Origin of the sequence: uncultured Fluviicola sp. (assembly GCF_902168135.1) — a bacterium.
Classification (GTDB): domain Bacteria; phylum Bacteroidota; class Bacteroidia; order Flavobacteriales_D; family Crocinitomicaceae; genus Fluviicola.
In genome coordinates this window covers 1-25,209 of record NZ_CABHOL010000053.1, presented here as the reverse complement: position 1 = coordinate 25,209, position 25,209 = coordinate 1, and the positions used below count along the sequence as shown (strand labels likewise).

21 protein-coding genes are annotated in these 25,209 nt (G+C 40.4%); 13 read left to right on the top strand and 8 right to left on the bottom strand.

Annotation, left to right across the window (positions count from 1 at the left end):
• Positions 1-37 precede the first annotated feature (37 nt).
• Both QZT69_RS17770 and purB read right to left on the bottom strand, forming a co-directional pair.
• Positions 38-1,585 carry a hypothetical protein gene (locus tag QZT69_RS17770; protein ID WP_294679236.1) on the bottom strand — a complete coding sequence of 516 codons (1,548 nt, stop codon included), beginning with the start codon at positions 1,583-1,585 and terminating at the stop codon, positions 38-40.
• Between the two features lie 85 nt (positions 1,586-1,670).
• Positions 1,671-3,023, bottom strand: a complete 1,353-nt coding sequence (gene purB, locus QZT69_RS17765) for an adenylosuccinate lyase (RefSeq protein WP_294679294.1) — start codon at positions 3,021-3,023, stop codon at positions 1,671-1,673.
• A 242-nt stretch (positions 3,024-3,265) separates the two neighbouring features.
• On the opposite strand from purB, the gene QZT69_RS17760 reads away from it, so the two are divergent.
• The 3 genes from QZT69_RS17760 (at position 3,266) to QZT69_RS17750 (ending at position 7,701) form a co-directional block, all read left to right on the top strand.
• On the top strand, positions 3,266-4,117 hold the full coding sequence (locus QZT69_RS17760) for an EI24 domain-containing protein (protein ID WP_294679229.1): 852 nt from the start codon (positions 3,266-3,268) through the stop codon (positions 4,115-4,117).
• A gap of 140 nt (positions 4,118-4,257) precedes the next feature.
• Complete coding sequence (locus tag QZT69_RS17755) at positions 4,258-5,616, top strand: hypothetical protein (protein WP_294679222.1); 1,359 nt, start codon at positions 4,258-4,260, stop codon at positions 5,614-5,616.
• A 66-nt stretch (positions 5,617-5,682) separates the two neighbouring features.
• Positions 5,683-7,701, top strand: a complete 2,019-nt coding sequence (locus tag QZT69_RS17750; protein ID WP_294679216.1) for a mucoidy inhibitor MuiA family protein — start codon at positions 5,683-5,685, stop codon at positions 7,699-7,701.
• Positions 7,702-8,040: 339 nt separating this feature from the next.
• Here QZT69_RS17750 and aroA read toward each other — a convergent pair whose 3' ends face one another.
• Complete coding sequence (aroA, locus tag QZT69_RS17745) at positions 8,041-9,303, bottom strand: 3-phosphoshikimate 1-carboxyvinyltransferase (protein WP_294679209.1); 1,263 nt, start codon at positions 9,301-9,303, stop codon at positions 8,041-8,043.
• The gene (locus tag QZT69_RS17740) at positions 9,300-10,382 is read right to left on the bottom strand and encodes a chorismate mutase (protein WP_294679202.1); all 1,083 of its coding nucleotides are present in this window, start codon (positions 10,380-10,382) and stop codon (positions 9,300-9,302) included. The genes aroA and QZT69_RS17740 overlap by 4 nt, the downstream gene beginning before the upstream one ends.
• Positions 10,383-10,556: 174 nt before the next feature.
• Between QZT69_RS17740 and QZT69_RS17735 the strand changes: the two genes are divergently transcribed.
• Positions 10,557-11,768, top strand: a complete 1,212-nt coding sequence (locus tag QZT69_RS17735) for an MFS transporter (RefSeq protein ID WP_294679185.1) — start codon at positions 10,557-10,559, stop codon at positions 11,766-11,768.
• 95 nt (positions 11,769-11,863) lie between these two features.
• Here QZT69_RS17735 and tsaB read toward each other — a convergent pair whose 3' ends face one another.
• Both tsaB and QZT69_RS17725 read right to left on the bottom strand, forming a co-directional pair.
• Positions 11,864-12,532, bottom strand: a complete 669-nt coding sequence (gene tsaB, locus QZT69_RS17730) for a tRNA (adenosine(37)-N6)-threonylcarbamoyltransferase complex dimerization subunit type 1 TsaB (protein ID WP_294679168.1) — start codon at positions 12,530-12,532, stop codon at positions 11,864-11,866.
• Complete coding sequence (locus tag QZT69_RS17725) at positions 12,529-13,224, bottom strand: response regulator transcription factor (RefSeq protein WP_294679151.1); 696 nt, start codon at positions 13,222-13,224, stop codon at positions 12,529-12,531. The genes tsaB and QZT69_RS17725 overlap by 4 nt, the downstream gene beginning before the upstream one ends.
• A gap of 587 nt (positions 13,225-13,811) precedes the next feature.
• Here QZT69_RS17725 and QZT69_RS17720 point away from each other — a divergent pair.
• The gene (locus tag QZT69_RS17720) at positions 13,812-14,486 is read left to right on the top strand and encodes a response regulator transcription factor (RefSeq protein ID WP_294679143.1); all 675 of its coding nucleotides are present in this window, start codon (positions 13,812-13,814) and stop codon (positions 14,484-14,486) included.
• 21 nt (positions 14,487-14,507) lie between these two features.
• On the opposite strand, the gene QZT69_RS17715 is transcribed toward QZT69_RS17720, so the two are convergent.
• Positions 14,508-15,629 carry a porin gene (locus QZT69_RS17715; protein WP_294679136.1) on the bottom strand — a complete coding sequence of 374 codons (1,122 nt, stop codon included), beginning with the start codon at positions 15,627-15,629 and terminating at the stop codon, positions 14,508-14,510.
• Between the two features lie 498 nt (positions 15,630-16,127).
• Here QZT69_RS17715 and QZT69_RS17710 point away from each other — a divergent pair, with 498 nt between their 5' ends.
• From QZT69_RS17710 to QZT69_RS17690, 5 genes are all read left to right on the top strand, one after another.
• On the top strand, positions 16,128-16,772 hold the full coding sequence (locus QZT69_RS17710; RefSeq protein WP_294679130.1) for a DUF47 domain-containing protein: 645 nt from the start codon (positions 16,128-16,130) through the stop codon (positions 16,770-16,772).
• 24 nt (positions 16,773-16,796) lie between these two features.
• On the top strand, positions 16,797-18,272 hold the full coding sequence (locus tag QZT69_RS17705) for an inorganic phosphate transporter (RefSeq protein WP_294679122.1): 1,476 nt from the start codon (positions 16,797-16,799) through the stop codon (positions 18,270-18,272).
• A gap of 99 nt (positions 18,273-18,371) precedes the next feature.
• Positions 18,372-19,274 (top strand): SUMF1/EgtB/PvdO family nonheme iron enzyme, encoded by a 903-nt coding sequence (locus QZT69_RS17700; RefSeq protein WP_294679113.1) that lies wholly within the window; start codon positions 18,372-18,374, stop codon positions 19,272-19,274.
• 116 nt (positions 19,275-19,390) lie between these two features.
• Positions 19,391-19,783, top strand: a complete 393-nt coding sequence (locus tag QZT69_RS17695; RefSeq protein WP_294679111.1) for a nucleoside triphosphate pyrophosphohydrolase family protein — start codon at positions 19,391-19,393, stop codon at positions 19,781-19,783.
• On the top strand, positions 19,784-20,200 hold the full coding sequence (locus QZT69_RS17690) for an NUDIX hydrolase (RefSeq protein ID WP_294679104.1): 417 nt from the start codon (positions 19,784-19,786) through the stop codon (positions 20,198-20,200).
• An 81-nt stretch (positions 20,201-20,281) separates the two neighbouring features.
• Here QZT69_RS17690 and QZT69_RS17685 read toward each other — a convergent pair whose 3' ends face one another.
• Positions 20,282-21,643, bottom strand: a complete 1,362-nt coding sequence (locus QZT69_RS17685; protein WP_294679102.1) for an OmpA family protein — start codon at positions 21,641-21,643, stop codon at positions 20,282-20,284.
• 535 nt (positions 21,644-22,178) lie between these two features.
• Here QZT69_RS17685 and QZT69_RS17680 point away from each other — a divergent pair.
• From QZT69_RS17680 to QZT69_RS17670, 3 genes are all read left to right on the top strand, one after another.
• On the top strand, positions 22,179-23,177 hold the full coding sequence (locus QZT69_RS17680; RefSeq protein WP_294679096.1) for an SDR family oxidoreductase: 999 nt from the start codon (positions 22,179-22,181) through the stop codon (positions 23,175-23,177).
• Positions 23,178-23,238: 61 nt separating this feature from the next.
• Positions 23,239-23,790: a UpxY family transcription antiterminator gene (locus tag QZT69_RS17675; RefSeq protein ID WP_294679088.1), complete on the top strand. Its 552-nt coding sequence runs from the start codon at positions 23,239-23,241 to the stop codon at positions 23,788-23,790.
• A gap of 305 nt (positions 23,791-24,095) precedes the next feature.
• Positions 24,096-25,209 (top strand): MATE family efflux transporter (locus QZT69_RS17670; protein WP_294679086.1); only part of this gene is annotated, 1,114 nt, incomplete at its 3' end.

Here is a 25,209-nt window from a genome sequence, read left to right as displayed (position 1 = left end):
CCCCACTCTTTTTTTACCGCAACTACACAAATACCGGCTATTCAAATGCCAGGAAACCGTATTTATCCCTTTTATTCGACGCCGCAAAGATAACCTGGCGTGTTTTGTAATTCACACTGGAAAGCTTCAGGCAGACGAATGCACCGATTGCATCATAGGTGGAGAACATGCTCCGCTCCGTTTCACCGTTTTGAAGATTAACACTCGTTCTTGCAAGACAATATTCCCTGTATCTCAAAGAATTCGAGAACGCAATCCGGGTTCCTCGGTACCCTCCTACCTGGTCGTAATTTTGAATATGATCATTAAAAAAGATAACCAGGTTTCCTTTACTGATATAACTAATCAATGAGGAATATTGGCCAAAGTCATTGACTGACTCCTGCTTCTTAGGTATTTTCCGGAACCAGTTGAGCTCTCCCTGGTTTGAAATGGAATAAACAACGCAGTCGTTGTAATTGTAATAGTTCGTAACCTGGCTCATTCCTCTTGAATCGGTGGTGTTTACCTCATAAATGTAATACTGCTCTGCAAGTACGGTAATGGATCCGTCGGGAAGTAAAATAACATTCCTGAAGGCATAATTAAGCAATTCATTATTGACATTCTGGTAACTGTAAATATCATCCGACTGTGGATTTTCCTGTTCCAGTATTTCTTTCGGGAACTCCAAAAACTTCGGCAATCCCAGTTCATTGGATTTCAGAGAAAAAGCAGCGTAAAAAACACCTTTCGCACCTTTGGAATCTTCGCCTCCCCAGGTACCGGTTACCATTGCCGTTGTATCGGAAGATGTAATCATAAAATTATAGACCTTTCGCTGTTCCAAATCCAGTTCGTACATCCTCGTGGAATCCTCCGGGCTCATGTGGATCAAAACAGATTTATCCACCTGACCGAAATCCTTCCAGAAACTGTAATATGCTTTGGAGAAAACGGAGATTCCCAGGAAATAATCCCCTTTATCGGTTAAATGTCTTGCTTCAACAGCTGAAAGCCTGGAATCGTAAGGTATTTCGTATTCACCTTCCCGCACGGAAATCATTTTCTCATTCAACACATTGTACCCGAAACGATCATAGGTTTCTTTCTTTGCCGGAATCAGGTAATCCACCACCAAAAATTTGTTTCCCGGGGAAACTTTCGTAGTAACCAACACATTCCTGCTCCAGCCTTTCGGGACCACATAAGAAGCAACTACCAGCGGCGGACCAAGCGGATCCACATCGTCGTCATATTCCTGCATGTATAAAGTAACCGAAGGACCTATCTTATCCGAAAAAAGTCCGAATAAACGGTTTGAGAACAAAAACATATCTTCCAGTGTGACCATTTTCTGATCAATCCGGGGTTCTATTCTTTTGGAAAGGATTTCTTTACCATTTTCGAACCGGGAAATTTTAGCTGAAGGCATCAATGAAGCATTCGCATAATGGAATGTAAAAAAAACTCCGTTATCCTTCGGCAAAACAGCCAGTGTATTGACCCGGGCCAAATTCTCAGGTCCCCAGTCGATTTGAGGCGGAACCTGGGCCCAAAGAAAATGATTCAGTAATAGAAAAACAGTAAGTTGAATGAATCGCAAGGCTTTTTTTCTGTAATATAAGAAAAACCTAAAAGCGTACTCCATTCCGGACAAAATTAATATCCAATAAAACTTAAAAGATTCCTTAAACCAGTTTTACCCCGGTATAATTGGAAGGAGTGATCTCTTTCAAACGTGCTTTCATGGCATCATCCACCTCCAGCGTGTCGATAAAATCATGAACCGTCTGACGGGTCACTTTTTCATTTTTGCGTGTCAATCCTTTCAATGCTTCGTAAGGTTTCGGGAAACCGATACTTCTCAAAATAGTTTGGATAGCTTCAGCCACTACCGCCCAGTTATCTTCCAAATCCTGCTCAATAGCTGCCTGGTTCAAAAGTAACTTATTCAAACCTGCGATTGTTGCTTTGAAAGAGATCAAAGAATGGGCAAGCGGCATTCCGATTGCTCTCAAAACCGTTGAATCCGTCAAATCACGCTGCAGCCTGGAAACAGGTAGTTTTGCTGAAAGGTGTTCATAAAGTGCATTCGCAATCCCGATATTCCCTTCCGAATTTTCGAAATCGATCGGGTTTACTTTATGCGGCATAGCTGATGAACCAACTTCGCCTTCTTTCAATTTCTGCTTGAAATATTCCATGGAAATGTAAGTCCACATGTCGCGGTCCAAATCCAGGATTATGGTATTGATGCGCTTCAGGCAGTCAAATAAATTAGCCAATTGGTCGTAGTTCTCGATCTGTGTTGTCAACTGACTTCTTGTCAAGCCCAATTGTTCGTTTACAAATTTATTGGAGAAAGCTACCCAATCCGTTTCAGGGAAAGCCACCTGGTGTGCATTGAAATTCCCGGTTGCACCACCGAATTTAGCAGCGTATGGGATTGTTTTCAAAATTTCCAGCTGTGTTTCCAAACGGTAAACGAAAACCCCCATTTCTTTTCCAAGTATTGTCGGAGAAGCCGGCTGACCGTGAGTTCTTGCCAATAGAGCAATTCCCGACCAGTTGTTCGTATATCCTTTCAGAACAGTGATTAATTCATTCAAGGCTGGAATGTACACCTCATTCACTGCTTCTTTTAAGCTCAACGGAATGGAAGTATTGTTGATATCCTGTGATGTCAGGCCGAAATGGATAAACTCCAGGTAATTTTCCAATCCCAGGTTTTGCATTTTATCCTTCAGGAAATATTCCACCGCTTTTACATCGTGGTTGGTTGTTTTTTCAATGTTCTTAATCTCCAATGCATCTGCTTCGGAAAAAGCAGTAACGATTTCTCTCAACTGAGGAAAAATGGAAGACGGTACTTCTTTCAACGGGCCAATTCCCGCTTCTACCAGGGCAATAAAGTACTCAACCTCTACATGAACTCTGTATTTGATCAATCCGAATTCGGAAAAATAAGGAGCCAGCTCGCTAACTTTTGAGCGGTAACGTCCATCAACCGGACTAATTGCTGTTAACGAGGTAAGAGACATTGAATTACTCATAGGATCATTTTTGAAAGGTGCAAAGATATACGTTAATTACGAATTATGAATTAGGAATTACGAATTCACACCCACTCTATAAAATGACAGCCGCAGTTATTTGATTTTAAGCATTTGATCTCATTGCACCTAATTGAGAAAAGAACTTGGTTTTGATTAAATCAGCTGTTGCTGATTAACTCGGATCCAATAATTAGGAATTCGTAATTAGGAATTCGTAATTTTGAGATATGCGATTCATCAAAAACCTTTTTATTGGTTATAAAGCTTATGTCAAGGCTTTTCGCTTAATCATCGATTATAAACTGTACTTCTACATTATTTTTCCGGCTGTCCTGATGCTGGGAATTTACCAGCTTGGTTTCAGGATCCATCTTCACGAACCGAAAGCAACCGCTACAAGCATGAACGGTATTATCTGGTACCTGATCAAATTGCTTTTTGAGATCCTGGTAGCCACCACCCTGATGCGTTTCGCCAAATACCTCGTCGTCATCCTTTTAGCGCCGTTATTCTCAAAGATTTCCCAAAAAGTGGAATTCATCCTGACCGGAAACCGGTACCGATTCAATTTTAATCAGCTGGTCAACGACATCAGGCGCGGATTGAAGATCGGAGTCCGCAACATCATGTGGGAAGTATTCTTTTTCACCGTTATTTTCCTGGTAGGGCTCATCGGCTGGGGGGATTTCAGCGTTAGTCCCGTGCGCCATGTGCTATTCTTTATCAGTTTCTATTACTACGGTTTTTCATTCATGGATTATATTCACGAGCGTCTGCAGATGAATGTGCAGGAAAGTACGCAATTAGCCAGGGAAAATCGGGGAATAGCGCTTTCTATCGGGTCGGTGTATTCCATTTTGATCTGGAATTTTATTGATTTGAACACGCTTTTCGACTGGTCTGGCTTCGGAGCTGATCCCGGACAATTCCTGCTTACTTTCGCTACCAATCTGATGCTTTGGTTTTGCGCTTCTTTTGCACCAATCTGGGCCATAGTTGCGGCAACTATTGCCATGCACGACCTGCTCGACCTTAAAACACACCGGAAAGACGAAGTTGCAGAAAACACGATGGGTTAAAAAGGTTCAAAGGGTTCAAAAAGTTCAAAGATTGAAACAATTGAACTTTTCAATTTTTTTGAACTTTTGAACAATCAACCAATAGGTTGTATTTCCAATTTTTTGTCTTATTTTGTCTTCGAATTATACAACAACAACATATGAAAATCCTATTCGGAACTTTATTATTACTACTCTGCGCAACCAAATCGTTCGCTTTTACTTCCATTTCGAAGGATAGCGTAACCGGAATTATTGACAAATCCGCGGCTTTGATCAAGATTGACCAGGGAAAACAACTGGTTGCAGAAAATAAAATCCGTGAAGCCCTGTTGGTATTCCGTGAAGCCGCCATTAAAGATCCGAATACGTGGAAAGCTTCTTTCTGGATCGCTTTCTGCCACTACAGGCTAAAAAATTTCGGATATGCCAAACAATACGGTTTGGATGCTATTGCGAAAGGACCGGACGATGTGGACGCCGAAGTTTATGACATCCTGGGAACAGCTTGTCACAATATGAATGAATTGGACGACGCTGAAAACTATTTCCAAACTGCCATGAAGTTGCTTCCCAAAGCACGTATCAAAGAACTCAACACCGAGAACAAACTGGCTTCCGTACAGTTTGCCAAAGCGAACAAAGCTGCAAACTTAAGAGTCCCTTTAATGGGTGATGTGAATTCCGGGTATAATGATTATGCTCCTGTTTTCACTGCTGACGGAAAACGCATTTATTTCACTTCCAGAAGAGCCAATACAACCGGAGGAATGATGAACCCGGACGACCAGGAATATTTCGAAGATGTTTACACCGGTATCTGGAATGAAAAAATGTTGAAATACGATAGTGTAAATAACAATGTAGACCGCATCAACGGACCCGGATTTGAATCTATGGCATGGCTCTCCAAAGATGGTCTGCATGCAATCGTAACTATGAATAATACGGCTACAAAAGCTAAAAAAGTGACCGGATCTTCCGATATCGCCGAAGTGGAATTTACCAAAAAAGGAAAGTGGAACGTGCCGAAAGTCATTTCCAACAAATCTATCAATACCAGTTTCTTTGAAGGTTCAGCAACGCTTACTGCCGACGGAAATACGATGTATTTTACTTCCGACAGAAAAGGAGATAAGCGATCTACGGATATTTACGTGGTGCAGCGTAACGGAAAGTCCTGGGGAGAAGCAAAAATCCTGAGTGACAGCGTAAATACAACCATGCGTGAAACAACACCATATATTTCTCCGGACGGAAGATTCTTATTCTTCAGTTCCGAAGGTCATATCGGAATGGGCGGATTAGATGTGTTTGTTTCCGAGAACACAGGCTCCGGATGGACAAAAGCGAAAAACCTGGGTCCGTTGGTAAATTCTGTAAACGACGACACACATTTCGTAATCTACAAAGAATTAGGAAAAGCATATCTAAGCGGACTAACCGTAAATGACAAGAAAAGTAGTATTGACATTTACGAAATTGATTTAAGCAAATTGGTATTGCCGGTAAAACTTTAATCACTCATTGAACGAATTGAACACATAAACGTACCTGATTGGGTACGTTTTTTTTTACAGCTAACTATGAAAAAATTAATACCAATCTTATTGCTTCTTCCGGTCTTCGGATGGAGTCAGAAAGAAACCAAATCGGATCGCATGCCGCCTGTAGCTTCAGCGATGGCGCATGCTCCCATTCAGAAGGTGACCGTATTTAAGGAAGGAGCGCAGGTTGAGCATTCCAGGGAATTGAACCTGAGTTCCGGAAAACAACTTGTCATCTTCCAAAAACTAACAGATTACCTGGACCCGAGTTCTATTCAGTTGAAATGCTCACAGGGAGCGACCATCCTGAGTGTGCGAACCCGCAAAAACTTCGACGATAAAACCATTGCGGAAACGGAATTAAGCGAAAAAAACGACCGTAAAAAAGTATTGGAGAAACAAGAACGCAGCTTACGTGATGAATACAAAGTATTGCTTTTGGACGAACAACTTCTTCTGAAGAACAACAGTTTGAGCAGCCAGCAGCAGGCTATGAAAATTGCGGAGCTTAAAGAAGCCTCGACTTTCTTCCATGCAAAACTGTCCGAGATTAATACGCGGAAATCACAACTGGATTCCGAAATCGAAGCAGTTGTTCGCAAGATCAATACCATCGAACAGGAAATCAATACCCGCAAAGGATTGCCCGTAGTAAACTACACAGAAATAGAAGTAGAACTGGATGTGGAAAAAGCCGGGAATATTGATTTCGATTTCACTTACATCACCCACAAAGCATCCTGGAAACCTTATTACGACATGCGCAGCAACGGAGTTGGTGCTCCGGTACTATTGGAAGCAAAAGGATTGGTATCCCAAAATACCGGCATCGACTGGAAAAACGTAAAATTAATCCTTTCCACAAACGATCCCTACGACAATACCCAGGAACCAAAAATTGATCCGTGGTATGTGAATTATCACACTCCGGCTCCGAGAAAGCAGGTTATTGACCGGTACATTCCGGAATACAACTTCGACGGAGAAACCATCCATGGAGAGGTCACCGACGCAACGACCGGAGAACCTTTGGCTTTTGCAAAAATTTCCATGAATAACAATCCGCTGAACAGTTTTACAACAGATGCAACCGGGCATTTCTCCTTCTCAGTTCCCAGGGGCGAAAGGAGTTATACGATTTCGTATTTAGGATACAATTCACAATATGTCAACATCAACGCGCCTTACATTAAAACACAGTTGTATCCGGAAGCAGTTGCCATGGAAGAGCTTAAATCAACAACCGAGGATGTTATTTATTCTGCAGCTCCTATAAGCAAAGGATCTGTAAGCGAAAGCTATATGTATGAATCGGACTTAAGTGAAATCCGGTTAACTTCTGCAGATCGCAAAACCCGTTCAAAAGGTAAAAGAGAAACTTCTGTAGCAGCTTATGATGCAAACACCACCGGAGCATATGCAGTTTCCATTGCCGAACAAGTTGAAAAAGACCTGCGCATGGAATTCCAGATCGAAACGCCGTTCTCCGTTCCTTCCGATGACGCGGATCACCGGGTAGCCATTGCAACCTATCAAATGAAAGCAGATTACGAATACCATGCTGTTCCTAAACTGGACGAGTCGGTTTATTTGGTAGCACAGATTTCCGGCTGGGAGAAATTGAATTTGCTAAATGGTGAATCGAATCTTTATTTCGACAGAACATACATTGGGAAAAGCTACATTGATGTAAACTCCTCTAAAGATACATTGAGCTTCTCCTTAGGAAAGGATAAGAAAATGGTAGTTTCCCGTAAACGCAGTGAAGAAATGAGTAAAACACGTCTTCTTGGAAACCGCTACAAATACGAAGTAACCTGGGATTTCACCATCCGGAACAACGGCGGAGCAGCCATTCCGATGATTATTAAGGACCATTTTCCGATCTCTGTCAATGAGGACATCAAAGTGAAACAAGGCTCCTACGAGGGTGCTGTTTTAGACGAAAAAACAGGAATTCTGACCTGGAAATTCACGACCAATAAAGGTGAAACGAAACAATTTAAGTTTGATTACCAGGTGGATTATGGGAAAAACCAACCAGTATACCTGGAGTAATTTGCAGGACCTTATAAAACTTCAAAAGCATCCGTCAACTGACGGATGCTTTTACCTGATTATGAAGAAAAATTACTATTACACACCAACCTGCCATTGACACTTGTAGAAACCAAAAACCTTGCGGCGTAATGATATTTTGTCAAACACAGAAAGAGTGGCAATAAATATGCTGTTACTTAAATAAATCTTGGAACTTAGTAGTAAGTTATAGACGTGTCTATTAGTGTTTCAGCCTTACGAATTTAGAAAAGGAAATGTTAATATTCAAGGTGTCATCATTAAATCGCGTGAATATGTGATAAGTGGTTAATTTTAAATCTAAACGGCTTAATCTGATTACAAACGATTGAAACACTTCCAGAAATCGGGGTAACTCTTTGATACTGAGTCGGCATTTGTTAGAATCGTGTTACCTGATGCAATGGTTCCGGCGATACCGAGGCACATCGCGATACGGTGGTCGTGATGCGAATCAACCTCCGCTCCATGCAATTTTCCTGTTCCGTGTATCAGCATTAAATCATCCTCCAGCTCAATCCGCAATCCCATCTTTCCAAACTCGCTTTGCAATGCTGTTCCCCGATCACTTTCTTTATGGATCAGTCGTTTTGCCCCGTGAATCCTTGTTATTCCATTACATTTGGATGCCAAAACAACCAGTGCCGGAAACAAGTCCGGACAATCTGAAGCATCAAATTCAAAGGCTTGAAGATTCGAACCGTCAACCCGGATTGCACCTTCACCTATAGACAGCCTGCATCCCGCACTCATCAAAGCCTTCAGCAACTCTTTATCGGCCTGCAAACTACGCATATTCAGTCCTGATATAACAAGCGGGTGACCGATCGCCGCAGCAACCAACCAGTAACTTGCAGAGCTCCAATCCGATTCAATGGAATAATCAGCTGCCCGGTAATTCTGATTTCCGGCAATATGGAAGACATTTGCTTCGTTTTCAATGGTTATCCCGAATTGCTCCAATGTATGGATAGTCATTTGAATATAAGGTCCCGATTTCATATCAACAACCCGCAAAGTGCTTGACGTCTCACTTTTCGGAAGTGCCATGAGCAAACCCGAAATAAATTGAGAACTCAATGAACCGTCAACTTCCGTGTCTCTTCCTTTGAGCGGTCCTTTTACTTCTATGGAAAGAAAGCCCTTATTAGTTGAAACTTCAGCGCCGAATTGAGGCAGTACCTCATCAAAGAAATTCATCGGTCGGGATAACAAGCTTCCTCTTCCCGTAAGCCGCACTTTTTGATCAAATGCTGCAGAAATACAGGTCAGCAAACGCAGCCCCAGTCCGGATTCACCAGCAGACAATTCCAGGTTCTCCGGAATATTTTTTATTCCAGTAATAGAAACAGTGTGAGTAGTTAAAGAAGAATTCTGTTTCGCATTCTCATTCTGTATAACCGCTCCCATTTGCCGAACAGCCTGCAGCATAGCCAGTTCATCGTCACTTTTACCAATTCCGGTTAAACGGGATGTTCCATCAGCCAATGCTGCACAGAGAATTGCCCGTTGTGCATCGCTTTTTGATGCCGGAATTTCAATGGTTCCTGAAATCAATCCGGGATGAATTACCTGCTTCATTGTTCTTCTTTATCGGACGAATTGTTCATCACACGGACCTGGTGACGAATAGATTCCTGGTGAATGGCATCCATTACCTGGCGTACAAATCGATCACTCAATTTATATTCATCTGCCCTGCTCAACCTGGCAGAAATAAGTTTCTTCCAATGTTCAGGCTGTAAAATAGTGACATTGTGTTCCTTTTTGAAAATCCCGAGCTCCTCGCTCAACTGCATTCTGGCTGTCAGGATATCAAACAAACGGTCATCCAAATCCCCGATCTTTTCACGGATCACCGAAATATGCTCGCTGTCGAGTTTTTCGGAACTCTGAGACCGGAGAACTAATGAATCCAATAAGTTGCCCAGGTTTTTTGGTGTCAACTGCTGTGCAGCATCCGACCATGCAGCATCCGGATTCCGGTGCGTTTCGATGATCAGTCCGTCAAAATTCAGGTCCATTGCTTTTTGAGAAACTTCCAGGAGTAAATTCCTATTACCGGTAATATGGCTTGGGTCATTGATAATCGGAAGATCCGGAAGACGTTCGTGCAACGCAATGGGGATTTCCCAGTTAGGTACATTGCGGTATTTAGCATGTTTATAAACGGAAAATCCGCGATGAATTGCTCCCAATTCTGTTATTCCTGCTTTTTCCAAACGCTCAAATGCCCCGATCCATAATTCAAGGTCCGGGTTCACCGGATTCTTTACCAAAACGGGAATTTTCACTCCTTTCAACGCATCCGCAATTTCCTGCACCGCGAAAGGATTTACGGTCGTTCGCGCCCCTATCCAAAGGATATTTACTCCAGCCTTTAACGCTTGTTCCACGTGTTTGGTATTGGCTACCTCCGTTGTAACCGGAACTCCCAATTCTTTTCCCGCATTTACCAGCCAACTCAGGCCTATCTCCCCGACTCCTTCAAACGAATCCGGGCGCGTACGTGGTTTCCAGATCCCTGCTCTCAAAATATCGATATCGCAAAACTCTTTGATCTGCAATGCGGTTTCCATCATTTGTTCTTCGGTTTCCGCGCTACATGGTCCGGCAATGATAATCGGCCTTTTTCCTCCTTTTTGAATGATGCTGTTCATGGTAGAACCAAATTACCTAATAATTACGAATTTCCGGTTCCGAATTACGAATTATCTCAACCGACTTAACTACCAATTCATGCTATCCTACCCCTATAAACAGCAAGCAGATTATTTCAAAATAAGCTTGCGAGTTAACAACTCCTTAACGAAGGAAGCTTTAAATTTGCAGGCATGAAAGCAGAGGCGTTAGCATTTGATGCTAAAAAAACAGTTTATCCCATTTTATTCGCTGTTTGTTGTGGTCATTTTCTGAATGATTTGATGCAGGCTGTACTCCCTGCTTCCTATCCGATTTTAAAGGATGCTTACAACCTAAGCTATACGCAAATCGGATTCATCACTTTTTCATTTCAAATCACCTCTTCCCTTTTACAACCGGTTGTAGGCACATTTACGGATAAAAAACCGCAACCTTACTCATTTACGGTCGGAATGCTGTTCGCTTTTTCCGGGTTGATCACACTTTCTTTTGCTTCTAATTTTGTAACGATTCTTTTAGCGGCTTGTCTGATCGGTATGGGATCTTCGATTTTTCATCCGGAAGCTTCCCGTGTTGCCTATTATGCATCCGGGGGAAGAAGAGGATTTGCACAGTCTATTTTCCAATTAGGAGGAAACGGCGGAAGTGCGGTTGGTCCGCTGCTGATAGCCTTCATTGCGATTCCTCTGGGCCAATACACCATTGCTTTTTTTGCTTTTTTCGCTGTTTTGGGAGGAATTATCCTGTTCAAAGTGAGCAGTTGGTACAAGGGTTATCTGACCCACAGTTCCTTCAAGAAAAACGCCTATAATGAAGAACCGCTTGGTTTGTCCCAGACACGCATTGTCCTCTCCATTATCATTCTATTAGTCTTGATCTTTTCGAAGTATTTCTTTACTGCAAGTATTTCAAACTATTACGTGTTTTACCTGGAAGAAAAATTCGGTTTATCCGAAACTGCAAGCCAGATGCATTTATTCCTGTATTTGCTTGCTTTTACATTAGGGACTTTGTTTGGCGGACCATTGGGTGATAAATTCGGACGAAAAAAGATCATTTGGTTCTCTATCCTGGGAGCAGCTCCATTCTCACTGGCCTTACCTTATATTGATAGTCTTCTCTGGACGAGTGTATGCATTGTATGTGCCGGGGCAATTTTAGCTTCCGCTTTCTCCTCTATATTGGTTTATGCACAGGAATTACTGCCGGGAAGAATCGGGATGGTATCCGGGTTATTTTACGGATTTGCTTTTGGAATGGGAGGATTAGGATCTGCAATCCTTGGCGGGATCATCGATAAAACGAGCGTAACATATGTATACCACTTGTGTTCTTACCTGCCTTTGATCGGAATGGTAACAATCTTTCTACCGAATATTAAGAAGCGTAGGGCGCAGAAATAATTATCAATTAGGAAGTTTTCAATTATCGAGAGACTCCCTATGCTGAAGCGTAAGTATTCAGCATCCCTCCTGATAATGGCGTCATTAATAATTGATCATTTCTTAGAAGGCGCCTGATAAAATTCCTTCAGATAAGCCGGTTCAAAGTAAGCCACATCTTCAAACTCCTGTTTCAGGAACTTTTGATAAGCCGCATGGACCTGTCCTTTAGCAGAAGGTTCCAGTTCCAAATCGAAGAGGATATCCCGTTCGTTCCAAAGCTCTGCCATCTTTTTTGCTCCATCACCGAAACAAACAAAGGGTTCAAACTCCGTATAGGAATTCTCATCCAGGATATCGGCACTTACCGGTTTCAGGATATCTTCCTCAAAGTTCGTGATCAGCGAGAAAACTTCCATTCTCCGGGCATCTATCATCGGGCACAGATTGGAATCCGGGTATGCCACCCTGGCTACTTCTGCCATAGACTCAAGCGTACCGATAGAGATCAGGGGAATATTCAGCGCATAACACAACCCTTTCGCTGTTGAAACTCCAATCCGAAGCCCGGTGTATGAACCGGGTCCGGCCGAAACCGAAACAGCGGATAAGCTTTCAGCGGTAATTCCCTGCAGCTCCAATACATTTTGAATAAGGATGGTTAATTGTTCTCCGTGTGAGTAACCTTCGTCTTTGAATTCACGGATTTGGACCAGTTCTCCATCCGAAGATAAGCTAACCGAGCAAACCTTTGTTGCAGTTTCAATATGTAAAATGTAACTCATTCAGGCAGAACTTCCAGTTTGAAACCAATTCCATGAATGTTGGAAATAGCGATTTTAGGATCCATAGAAAAGTACTTTCGAAGTTTCGTAATGAAAACATCCATACTTCTTCCTGCAAAGTAATCATCCTGACCCCAAACGGCTGTCAGTATATTTTCTCTGGGAACAACCGCATTTTTGAATTTGCACAGAATTTTCAATACCATTGCTTCTTTTTTAGTAAGCGTCTTTTCAAACTCAGGATGTTTTAAAGTAAAATTCTCCGTATCGAAGACATAGGTTCCGATATGAACAATTTTTTGTTCGGGTTCGTCCTGTATATTTACCCGCTTCAAAAGTGCTTTTACACGAACAGAAAGCTCATCAAAAGAAAAAGGTTTGGTCAGATAATCATCTCCTCCGGCATTGAAACCTGCAATTTTATCTTCTGTCATTGCTTTTGCCGTAAGGAACAGAATGGGAATATCCTGGTTCATTGTCCGGATTTCACGTGCAAGTGTGAAACCGTCTTTTTTCGGCATCATAACATCAAAAATACACATATGGAATTCATCTTCCGAAAAGCGCATGTGGCCGTCCATACCGTTTGTACACAACGACACCTGATACCCTTCTGATTTTAACTGGTCCGAAATTACAAACCCAAGATTGGTATCATCCTCAACCAATAATATTTTAGCCTTTGATTTCATTCTAAGATGATTATTTCCGTGAATATACTAAGAAAACGTTTCGGAAAAATGATCCCGGGAAATTAGCAGATGGAATCGTCTTAAAAAGATAAGAGCTCAGGACGGGCGTCCCAAGCTCTTATCACACTAATCAACCTAACCTACTACTACTAGGGCAAAGATAAGCCATAATCTCATTGCTTTTTCACTTTTTCGAGAGACTTACAAAAAAGGACAAATAAAGGATTTAAAGAATGCTTTAAACGAATGTATTGTCCTTCCGTTAAATAATTAACCGATCAGTCAATTAAATCTTAAATTGAACCGATTAATCAACAAATACTCCCGATAAAATAATTGTTACCCGGGTACATTGCCTTTTTAAGATTCCAAGAAAGGCGTTTTTTTTGACGTAAAAAAAACGTGCTTTTTCATGTTGAATGGATGAAATGATTGATGAACGGATTTTTTAACAATTTCACAACATCAAAACTTGTACAAGACTTATTTTGACTATCTCGTTTTAGTTTTTTGTAATATAATTGGCGAATAATCAACCCACTCAAAAATACTTTCTTACCTTTGAATGGATCTGGAACTCATTAAGAATGGATAAAATTTTAATAGTTGATGACGAAGAAGATATCCGTGAAATACTCGGATATAATCTCAAGAAGGAAGGTTTCAACGTTTTTCTTGCAGAAAACGGCCAAACAGGAATCAGGCTTTGCAAGGAAGAAAAACCCGACTTGGTCATTCTGGATGTTATGATGCCTGGAATGGATGGAATTGAAGTGTGTGAACAAATCAGGAATACTCCCGGATTAGAAAATATACTCATCTGTTTTCTAACTGCCAGGAATGAAGATTACAGCCAGATTGCGGGCCTTGACGCGGGTGCTGATGATTATATTTCAAAACCCATTAAACCCCGTGTTCTTATCAGCAGAGTACATGCATTATTAAGAAGAAAAGAAGCCGTTCAGGCAAAACCCGCAGGAACTCCTGACCTGGTGATAAACCGGGAAAAATACCTGGTTATCAAAAACGGCGAAACACTTCATCTGCCTAAAAAAGAGTTTGAACTGCTCGCGCTTTTGGCTTCCAGACCTGAAGTTGTTTTTGAAAGGGATGTGATCCTGGAACGCGTTTGGGGAACAGACATTATAGTGGGCGATCGTACTATTGATGTTCACGTAAGGAAACTAAGGGAAAAGATTGGCGACGATTACATTCAGACCGTCAAAGGAATCGGATATAAATTCAAAAATACCAGCTCATGAGCTGGTATTTTATTATGATGACTAAAAGCTAAATTGCACTTGCAGTCTCAGCAACTGACCATATTGATGATTATCTCTTAGTACGAAATCTTCAAATCTTCTTTTCGAAATTGTATACATCGCTACAAATTCAAAATATTTGTTCATTTGCCACTCTACCCCGAATTCATACTCCTGAACACGATAGCTTCTCGCATCCAGCTCGTGCTTTTTGCCTCCGTCATAATATTGTGCCTTTATAAAAGGAATCAATAATTGTTCTTTAAATTTAAACTGGTAATTCAGCAAAACATATCCCCCGTTTAATTTTTGATTTTCAATGGAATCACTAAACTTATTAAATTCAGGCCCAGTTCCTATATTATACTCTGCCTGAATTCCAAAGGGTTTCGGATACATCACAAAAGTCGCAGCAATCCGCTCATCTTTATACTCGCTTTTGGCATTTTTTTTAACGCCGGGACTGGTACTTAACAGAACAAATTTTCCGGTATAAGCTTGAATACCCATTTCAAAAATTTGACTTTTCACCCGAAAAGGATAAGAAAACCTTCCTACCACATGTGGTGTTTTATTTCGTTCACTTTGATTTGCTGTCTGACCATTGTAAACTCCAATAGCACCAACCCCATAATCACCGCTTCCTTTTAACCCGTCGCTAACCAGTGAACTAAATAGTTCTCGTCGTTTCTTAGGAGCCCAATAAAAGAACACCCCCAAATCGCGTTCATTGGAAACAGCACTGTTCAACGGATCATTTCTATCCAGTGTCAATCTATTCTGACTGGACTGCATGTTCTCAAACCCGAAAGGAACCTTACTCTGTCCGATTCTAAAACGATAAACATTATCCTTATCGATTCCGACATCAAAGTAAGCATCTCTCAATTGCCCTATATGATTTGAACTCCCTACACTGGACGCAAAGTCAGGTTGAATATAAAAATAAACCCGTTGACTAATTTGACCATAAAAAATGATTCGTAATCGTCGTATAAAAAAACCTCCATTTTCACCCCATGATTTATCGCATTGCTCACACTTTAACTCCGGATTAGTTTCCAATAACCGATTGTATCGAACCTGACCATACCCTCTGATTGCAAACCTGTCATACCAACTTTTACTTTTAATAATTCTCACTGAAGAATCACGCAATTTGAAGATTGAGTTGATACCCAAAAAAGAGCTGTCTCCAAACTCCGGATTATTGTTTGCCCTTGCTGAACTTGAAAAAATCATCCAGAAAATGATTAATGAGGTAGAAAATCTTAACATTGCCATTTTTTAAATTCGAGGGCAAAACTAATGGCTTCACATTGATTTAACTCAAGACAAATAATAGTTTAATTTTTTGATAACATTTTTAATATTCCGGTAACATTGGAATCCACTTCGTAAACTTTCCGTAGCAAAACCCCCTGTTAAATGCCCACCTATTCATTAGCAGAAAAACACTTCTTAACATTTAGTTAACATTGAAGCTGTCTTAATCGCCTCAAATACTGACACTTTGCGGAGTCTGACAGACATTGGGTAGTAAAACCTTTCAACTTTACCATTTCGTTAACATTTGCATTCCGCGAAACATCCTCCATAAAGTCGGATTACATTTGCGCCATCAATATTAAGTTTAAACAAATGGCATCAGGAATTTTAAAGTTTTTCTTACCAAAAGACAAAGTGTTTTACTCTCTATTTGAAGAGGCTTCTCAGAACCTGGAAGCAATCGCAGGTAAATTGGTATTATGTGTCAACGAATCTGATTACAACAAGAGAGCATCCATTATTAAAGAAATGGAAGATTTGGAACACCAAAACGACGATTTAACACACAAGATCTTTGTGGAATTAGGAAGAAATTTCATCACTCCATTTGATCGTGAAGATATTCACTCATTAGCTACATCACTGGATGATATCGCAGATTACATCTATGCTTCGGCAAAAAAGATCAACTTCTACAAGGTTGATCCGAACGATTCCGGTATCCTGAAAATGGCTGATGCAATTCACGATGCGGTTTTAGCTGTTAATGCTGCCGTAAAGGAACTTAGAAACCTGAAAAACACACAAAAAATTGTAGAGTGTGTAATCAAGATCAATTATGTTGAGAACCAGGCAGATGATATTTTTGATCTAAGCATTGAAAAGCTGTTTGATTCGGATATTGATGCGAAAGACCTGATCAAAAAACGTGAGATTTATCAAATCATGGAGGTTGCAACAGATAAGTGTGAAGATGCAGGAAATGTAATCGAATCCATCGTTGTAAAATACGCTTAATATTCAATGGTAAACCAATAAGATATGTTTTCATTATTAATTGCCATCATTATCCTTGCCTTACTTTTCGATTTGGTAAACGGATTCCATGATGCCGCAAACTCAATTGCCACAGTTGTTTCCACCAAAGTACTGACTCCTTTCCAGGCAGTTATATGGGCTGCGGTTTTCAACGTTGTTGCTTTCTGGGTATTCGATATGAGTGTTGGAAATACTGTAGCAAAGACAGTAGATAACAGTGCTATTGACCTTTATGTGATCCTTTCCGGATTGATCGCTGCGATGATCTGGAACTTATTGACCTGGTGGCTGGGAATTCCATCTTCCTCTTCTCACACATTGATCGGTGGATTTGCCGGTGCGGCAGTTGCTCATGCCGGATTCGGTGTCATTGCTTCTTCAGAAATCATCAAAGTAACTTTGTTTATTTTCCTTGCGCCTTTCATTGGAGGTGTCATTGCTTTTGTCATTGCTTTGATTACCGTAAGCAGAAGCTTTGCTAAAAAAATGATCTCCATTCTTGTTCTTTCTACCGCTACTTACTTTATCATGGATTACATGGTAGAATACCTGGATGTAAAACCGGTTATGATGTGGATCGTAATGGGAATGATCATCTTGTTTATTCTTACTTATACCTGGTACCAATTGGTTCACGGAAAACGCCAGACGGCTTTGAAAGAATCAAATATGTACAAGAAACTGCAGTTACTTTCTTCCGCAGCATTCTCTTTGGGACATGGTGGAGCGGATTCACAAAAAGTAATGGGGATTATTTGCGCGGCTTTGATGGTATTTGCCAACTCGCAGCGAAATGACCAGGGACAAATCATAGGAGATATTCCTAAGATGTTCCAGATTTCGGAAGTGTTCCAGATCGAGTATGAAGACGCAAATGGTAAAAAAGCGAAATTCAAACCTGAATATACACAAAACATTGATTCTCTGAAGATCGAGAAAGAAGACCACATCCTGATCTATACCAAAGGAGATGATTTTTATGATGCGAAAACACATGATGTTATTTTCAAAGGAAAAAAATTGAACAAGAAATACCTGGAGGCTGCTATCTTCAAGGATTATGTCGATAAGGACGGGAATTTGTTGAGCGGACATAAACTCAAAGACAAAGTAAACTCCGAAACGATGCCTGGCTGGATTGCTTTCTCCTGTTACCTAATGATTGGTCTTGGAACCATGATGGGTGGCTGGAAGATCGTGAAGACAATGGGAACAAAAATCACGAAAGTAACCCCATTGGAAGGTGTTTGTGCCGAAACGGCAGGAGCTTTGACTCTATTTACGGTTTCCAACTTAGGAATCCCGGTTTCTACCACACACACTATTACAGGTTCCATCATCGGGGTCGGTGCAACAAAACGTTTAAGCGCCGTTCGCTGGGGTGTTACTATTAACTTACTTTGGGCATGGATCTTAACGATCCCGGTTTCAGGTTTGTTAGCCGCCGGAATTTACTATATTACGAAGTTGTTTCATTAAACTCCGATAATTTACGATAAAACTCTCATCCTGGTGGTGGGAGTTTTTTTTGTAACCAACTTTTCATTCCCTCGTTTAGGGAGGTAAATCTACGAACACATGAAAACAACACTTCTATCCATCTCAGTGATCACTAGTGCAATCCTCTTTTCTTTTTCAAAACCCAAAAAACCCATCCTGGACCTGGAAGGAATGAAAAAAGCGATGAAATCAGGCTATGCTTATGTTCCGTCGGGATTTACACTGGTCGACAAGGACTCCGTAAGCTGCCAGGGATTTTTTATCATGAAAGAAGAGGTGAGTAATTTTTCCTACCGGGAATACTTATTCGATCTAAAGCAAAACGATCGCATCGAAGAATACAAACAGGCTCTTCCGGATACTACGAAATGGAATACATCTTCATTTGCCCTTTCTAAGTACGCTCAATATTATTTCAGTCACCCGGCGTACCGTCAATATCCTGTGGTCAATGTTTCAAAACTTCAGGCCGAAAAGTATTGCGAATGGCTGACCCGGGTTTGGCGAAAGAATACCGGAAATGAATCGATCGTTTTCCGTCTTCCGACAAGAGCCGAGTTTCTTCGTGCGGCAAACGGAAGCAGCATAGACCGTCCTTATGCATGGAACTCACCGTATTTAAGAGATGGAGCGGGAAACTTCCAGTGCAATTTCCTTCCCATTGATGCCGGGGCAATCTCCCGTGACAGCATTACCGGAAAATTCGTTGTAAAAAATGCACGAGTGGATTTTCTCGCTCCCGGATCCGATAATGGCGACTTAACCGCTCCTGTGCGTTCATTCCGTCCAAACGAATTTGGAATTTACAACCTGAACGGAAATATTTCCGAAATGGTGGCCGATGAAAATATCGCTGTAGGCGGTGACTGGAATTCTCCGGGCTTCGACATCCGAAACCAAAGCACTAAAAAATTTACAGAAGCAAATCCGACGGTTGGTTTCAGACCGGTGATGACCTTCTTAGAAGGTTCAAAAAAGTAAAAAGGTTCAATGGATTCAAATCAAACATTAGCGTCATTAAAAATTGAACTTTTGAACTTTTGAACTTTTGAACTTTTGAACATACAATTTGAACTATCTTTGCAGAAACGCAAAAAATGACACTTAAAGAAACCCTTTCAGCAGTTGAAACTTTTCACGACGCATTCAATATTCCGAATAATTATCAGCCGACAGCTCAATTATCGGAAGCAGATATTACACTTCGCTACAACCTGATGAAAGAGGAGAATGAAGAATACCTGGAAGCAGCAAAGAATGGAGACATTGTGGAAATTGCAGATGCCCTGGGCGACCAGTTATACATCTTGTGCGGGACAATCCTTAAACACGGCTTACAGGATAAAATTGCAGAAGTTTTTGCTGAAATTCAGCGCTCTAATATGAGTAAACTGGATGCTGACGGAAAACCGATTTACCGTGAAGACGGAAAAGTATTGAAATCAGAATTGTACTTCAAACCGGACATTCTTTCTGTATTAGAAAAGTAAATGAAACGATTCAACGTTCGTGTTTACGGCATTTGCATTAATGAAAGGAATGAAGTACTGCTTTCCGATGAATCCCACCAGGAAGTCAGTTTTACCAAGTTTCCCGGAGGCGGACTGGAATTCGGAGAAGGAACTTTAGACTGTCTGAAACGTGAATTCCTCGAGGAGTTCAACCTGGAAATCGCAGTTGAAGAGTTATTTTACCTGACAGATTTTTTCCAGGTTTCGGCATTTTCCGAAAATGACCAGGTTATTTCCATCTATTATTTGATCAAAGCCGACACGGACGAGCTCGATTACATAATCACAAATCATTTGGGGGCGGAAAAACTGCACTGGGTGAGACTTTCGGAATTAACAGAAGAATCTGTAACTTTTCCTATAGATCGAATAGTCGTGAGCAAACTCATATCCTAAGGAATTACCCCATTAACTTCTTATATAAAACAAAAACAGGAACCCTTTTGGAGTTCCTGTTCTATTTAGAAGTTTCTTATTTTAATCAAACACCACGTTGAATTCAACTCGTCTGTTGATTGCCTGACCTTCCGGAGTATCATTTGTTGTTTTTGGCTGAGACTCACCGAATCCTTTTGCATGAATTCGCGCAGACTCAACACCTTTTGAAATCAGGTAAGTCGCTACCACCTGAGCTCTTTCCTGAGAAAGTACCAGGTTTTGGTTATCCTCCCCTACATTATCAGTGTGTCCCAGGATATCCAATCGGTAGTCCGGATTTTGTTTCATTACGCGAACTACTTCATCCAAAACTGGAAGGGAAGATTTCAACAAAGTACTTTTTGATGTTTCGAACTGAACTCCTCTAAGTGCTTTCGCCATAACTTCCTGAACAGCTTTTTCAACTACCGGACATCCTTTGTTGGAAGCCAATCCTGCCGTTTGAGGACATTCATCGTCTTTATCCGCAACTCCGTCTTTATCACTGTCAGGACAACCATTTGCGGAATAGACACCTTTCACATCCGGACAAGCATCGTAAGAATCTGCTATCCCATCCGCATCACTGTCCTTGATCGCAACTCCCTTGGAGTCAACAAAACTTCCTGCAGGCGTATTTGCTTCCTGGTCAATACTATTCGGAACTCCATCTTTATCATCATCACGTGCCTGCTCTTTTAACGCTGCAAGCTCAGCTTTCATCTGGTCTAACTCTTTTGAATCAGGACCAGCCGCTCCATAAATTGTCGGAGTCCAATCGGCATGTGTTTTATTTTTACCTAAATAGTAAGAAACACCAACACTTAGATTCAGCATGTAGCCGTCAATTGCTCCGTTCTTGTTTACCCGCTGCATGTCAAATGTATTGTTTTGACGCGCGTGAAATATGAATGAAAGATCGCCGTTCAAAGACCATTTTTCATTCAATTTAAGCTGCGGGGTTACACCGAAAGTAAAATTGATCATGCCATCAGCTCGTTTCGATAACGATTCTGTATTTGCGACTCTTGGCGTATTGTCTGACCACAGGCTTGAGAAACCGAATCCACCGTGAACCAAAAGCCCGATGCGCGGCATTACTTGCGGAAAGTGAAGCATATCCCCTGCGTTAACAACCCCTTCAAGAGAAGTTCTTACATAATAACTGTTGTAAGGCCGATCGATGAAGTCCAGGAAATCATAATTCACACCTAATCTGATCCCTGCACGATTTGTAAACATGTATCTGGCGTGGACACCATAGTGATGAATTTGATAAAGGCGGGTAGGTGCTACAGATGGCGCCATACCATCGTGTGCACCGATGGATGCACCCAATGACCATTTGTTCATGCTCTTCACATCGGTTTGAGCATTTAGTGTAAATGGTAAACAAGCTAAAAGTAGATGATAAATCTTCATGGTACAGGATATTTCTTTTTTAGTTTTGCTGCAAATATACTTAAAGAATACTCTAAGTTTATCGTTAAACAATTGAATTTTAAAAAGGTTTACGCTGTAGACATGCCAAATATCTAAAAAATAGTTGATTGTTCAAAATTAATAGCACAAAATAGCAGATTATTAGTTCTACATTATTTTTCAGTGTATAAATCGTAAATTGTCTTCCACATTTTTGACAAACTTCAACATCAACGTTAACTTACTGATTACAAGTTCAATTCAACAAAACAAAAAAACATACAGGGCGTTTTTTTAACAAAACCCTTAAAAAATAAATATATTTGTAGCAGTCAACTAGCTGTTTGATCGTAAAATTGGTCTGAAGATCTTTCCTGTTTTAAATCCGTTCTTTAATACAAATAGCAAGCTGAACAACTGGTTTATATGTGGAATGAGCGATAGAGATATGAAGTTTCAACTTCTGTGCGGATTATGATTTAGATTTGATGAAACCGGATGAGAAATTATTTAGCTGAAGTAAAATGAGAAGAAAATGATGTCCCAAAGAATTCAAACTAAGAACGTATTAATTACCGGTGGAGCAGGTTTCATTGGCTCTAACCTCTGTGAATATTTCTTACAAAAAGGTTATCAGGTGAGTTGTTTGGATAATTTTTCGACTGGATATAGACATAACATTGAACCTTTTTTAATAAATCCTAATTTCAAGCTGATTGAGGGAGATATTCGTGATTTTGAAACCTGTAAAAAAGCCTGTGACGGACAAGATTATGTATTGCACCAAGCGGCTTTGGGCTCTGTGCCACGTTCCATAAATGATCCTATAACCACCAACGAGGTGAATATCTCAGGTTTTCTGAATATGCTTGTTGCAGCCCGGGATGCTAAAGTAAAGCGATTCATTTATGCTGCCAGCTCTTCCACCTACGGTGATTCTGAAAACCTTCCCAAAGTAGAAGAAATTATAGGGAGCCCCTTGTCTCCTTATGCGATTACCAAATACGTAAATGAATTGTACGCCGATATCTTTGCCAAAACTTACGGTATGGAATGTATTGGACTGCGTTACTTCAATGTATTTGGAAAAAGGCAGGATCCAAACGGAGCATACGCTGCCGTAATCCCTTTATTTGTAAAACAACTTCTGAATCATGAAACTCCGATATTAAATGGTGATGGAAGTTCTTCCAGAGATTATATTCACGTAGACAATGTGGTGTATATGAACGAACTGGCAATGTTTACCAGCAAACAGGAGGCACTTAACCAGGTATACAATACCGCAGTGGGAGAATATACCACTTTGCTGTCCTTGTTCAACCAATTAAAAGATGGACTGTTAAAATACGACCCGGAAATTGCCAATATCACCCCTCGTTTTGGTCCGGAGCGTCTGGGCGATATCCCCCACTCTTTAGCCAGTATTGAAAAAGCAAAACGATTATTGGGTTACACCCCAAAACGTGATGTAAAAACCGGTTTAAACGAAACTATCAAATGGTATTGGGAGAGTTTGAATTTAGAAGGGTAAACAGGCCCCTAAGACACATTTTTTTCCATTACCTTTGTCTTTGCAGTATAAAAACAGTTTCATGAGTTCGTTTAGTTTGACCACTATCACACCTGCACAACAAGTTCCCCATGATAAAGCTAATTGGTATGTTATTAAAACAAAACAAAACGCTGAAAAACGGGTACAGGAACGACTGGAGACCAGCGGATTTACTGTTTTTTTACCGCTGTATCAAACGATTCGCCAATGGAGTGACCGCAAAAAGAAAATAAAAACCCCACTTATTCCAAGTCATCTCTTTGTGTATTGCTCTGCAACTGAATTACGAACCATATATACTACCCAAGGAATTGTATCTGTATTGAGTGAATTTGGCAAACCGGCAGTGGTACGCGAACATGAAATAAACAACTTGCGTATCGTTTGTTCCTTAAATCTGGAGCCAAACTGTGTTTCGCTTGAAAAATTACAGAAAGGTGCCGAAATGGAAGTAACGGAGGGTCCTTTTACAGGTTTGATTGGCGTTGTAACCAAAAACAGCAAGGGTATGCATGTACACATTATCTTTAAAAATTTAGGCATCGCTATCGTTTTAAAACACACACGATTACTTCCTCTTTCAAAGAAATAAAACGCTAATCCTCAGTAAAAGCCACAAAAACAATAAAGATTTTCTCGTATCTTCGCAAAATACCAGCTTGGCGGCACTTTTCAATGGATCGTTCATGTGCTGTAGTTCCCTAGCAGGAACAGTCTGTTGTTTTGCACGTGACAGACAATGGCGAAGCCGTGCGAAACATTTCATGTATACTCTTAACTCAACTATATATATAACGTTAACATAATTTTGAATTTCATTAATCAAACTTGCAAAACAATTCAAACAAACAAATAGCAAGGAATGCTATATTCCTATATTTCAGAATGTTTCTGACAATGAGTGTAACACTATACACTTCTCGAATTGTACTGGAACAACTTGGAGTTTCAGATTACGGAGTATATTCCTTAGTCGGCGGAATAGTTGCTTTATTTGGGTTTTTGAATTCTTCCATGTCATCAGCTACACAGCGATACCTGGCATACGATTTAGGAAAACAAGATGTAAAAAGATTACAAAAAACCTTTAGTGCTACGCTTACGATACACATTGGTATTGCCATCCTCATTTTAATTGTTTCTGAAACATTAGGACTTTGGTATATCAATTTTAAAGTTGTTTTGCCTCCAGATAGACTTTTTGCAGCAAATGTCACCTATCAATTTTCGGTACTAACTACACTCATAAGTATCATTCAAGTACCTTATGATTCACTTATTACTGCTTATGAGAAAATGAATGTTTATGCTTATATCAGCATTATTGAAGTCAGCTTGAAATTAGGATTGGTGTATCTTTTAGTTTTTTATGGAGGTGATAAATTAATTGCTTTTGCTGCTTTGACTTTTATAGTATCAATATTAATCATAATCACTTACCAAATTTATTGTAGAAAAAAAATTAGTGCATCTAAGTACAGCTTTGAATATGACAAAGTATTTTTTAGAGAATTAATTAGTTACTCAGGATGGAACCTTTTCGGTGGTCTAGCATCCGTGAGTAGAGGGCAAGGAATTAACATTGTTCTTAATATATTCTTTGGAACAGTAGTAAACGCAGCATACGGACTGACCTTACAAATTCAAAGTGCAGTTAATCAATTTGTAACCAACTTTCAAAAAGCAGTTAACCCTCAAATCATTAAAACTTTTTCAGAAGGAAATATTGAAAGAATGCATAAACTAATCATTCAAAGTTCAAAGTTTTCTTTTTTATTGATGCTACTCTTAGTCGCTCCAATCCTATTTAATACCGATTTCATTCTAAGTCTCTGGCTAAAAGACCCACCCAAAAACACCATGGTTTTCGTTCAATTAAGTTTAATTGGAGTTTTAATAGATTGTATATCTGGCCCATTAATAGTTGCTGTACAAGCACGCGGAAAAATAAGGAACTATCAAATAATAATTGGAAGCTTAATTATTTTGACATTACCAATCGCAGCTCTTT

Bases quoted from the DNA above. Each gene is read 5' to 3' on its own strand.
- QZT69_RS17685 (WP_294679102.1), bottom strand. From the start codon at position 21,643: ATGAAGATTTATCATCTACTTTTAGCTTGTTTACCATTTACACTAAAT.
- QZT69_RS17695 (WP_294679111.1), top strand. From the start codon at position 19,391: ATGACACTTAAAGAAACCCTTTCAGCAGTTGAAACTTTTCACGACGCA.
- QZT69_RS17740 (WP_294679202.1), bottom strand. From the start codon at position 10,382: ATGAACAGCATCATTCAAAAAGGAGGAAAAAGGCCGATTATCATTGCC.
- QZT69_RS17700 (WP_294679113.1), top strand. From the start codon at position 18,372: ATGAAAACAACACTTCTATCCATCTCAGTGATCACTAGTGCAATCCTC.
- QZT69_RS17755 (WP_294679222.1), top strand. From the start codon at position 4,258: ATGAAAATCCTATTCGGAACTTTATTATTACTACTCTGCGCAACCAAA.
- QZT69_RS17680 (WP_294679096.1), top strand. From the start codon at position 22,179: ATGATGTCCCAAAGAATTCAAACTAAGAACGTATTAATTACCGGTGGA.
- QZT69_RS17725 (WP_294679151.1), bottom strand. From the start codon at position 13,224: ATGAAATCAAAGGCTAAAATATTATTGGTTGAGGATGATACCAATCTT.
- aroA (WP_294679209.1), bottom strand. From the start codon at position 9,303: ATGAAGCAGGTAATTCATCCCGGATTGATTTCAGGAACCATTGAAATT.
- QZT69_RS17720 (WP_294679143.1), top strand. From the start codon at position 13,812: ATGGATAAAATTTTAATAGTTGATGACGAAGAAGATATCCGTGAAATA.
- QZT69_RS17705 (WP_294679122.1), top strand. From the start codon at position 16,797: ATGTTTTCATTATTAATTGCCATCATTATCCTTGCCTTACTTTTCGAT.
- QZT69_RS17735 (WP_294679185.1), top strand. From the start codon at position 10,557: ATGAAAGCAGAGGCGTTAGCATTTGATGCTAAAAAAACAGTTTATCCC.
- purB (WP_294679294.1), bottom strand. From the start codon at position 3,023: ATGTCTCTTACCTCGTTAACAGCAATTAGTCCGGTTGATGGACGTTAC.
- tsaB (WP_294679168.1), bottom strand. From the start codon at position 12,532: ATGAGTTACATTTTACATATTGAAACTGCAACAAAGGTTTGCTCGGTT.
- QZT69_RS17690 (WP_294679104.1), top strand. From the start codon at position 19,784: ATGAAACGATTCAACGTTCGTGTTTACGGCATTTGCATTAATGAAAGG.
- QZT69_RS17710 (WP_294679130.1), top strand. From the start codon at position 16,128: ATGGCATCAGGAATTTTAAAGTTTTTCTTACCAAAAGACAAAGTGTTT.
- QZT69_RS17675 (WP_294679088.1), top strand. From the start codon at position 23,239: ATGAGTTCGTTTAGTTTGACCACTATCACACCTGCACAACAAGTTCCC.
- QZT69_RS17750 (WP_294679216.1), top strand. From the start codon at position 5,683: ATGAAAAAATTAATACCAATCTTATTGCTTCTTCCGGTCTTCGGATGG.
- QZT69_RS17760 (WP_294679229.1), top strand. From the start codon at position 3,266: ATGCGATTCATCAAAAACCTTTTTATTGGTTATAAAGCTTATGTCAAG.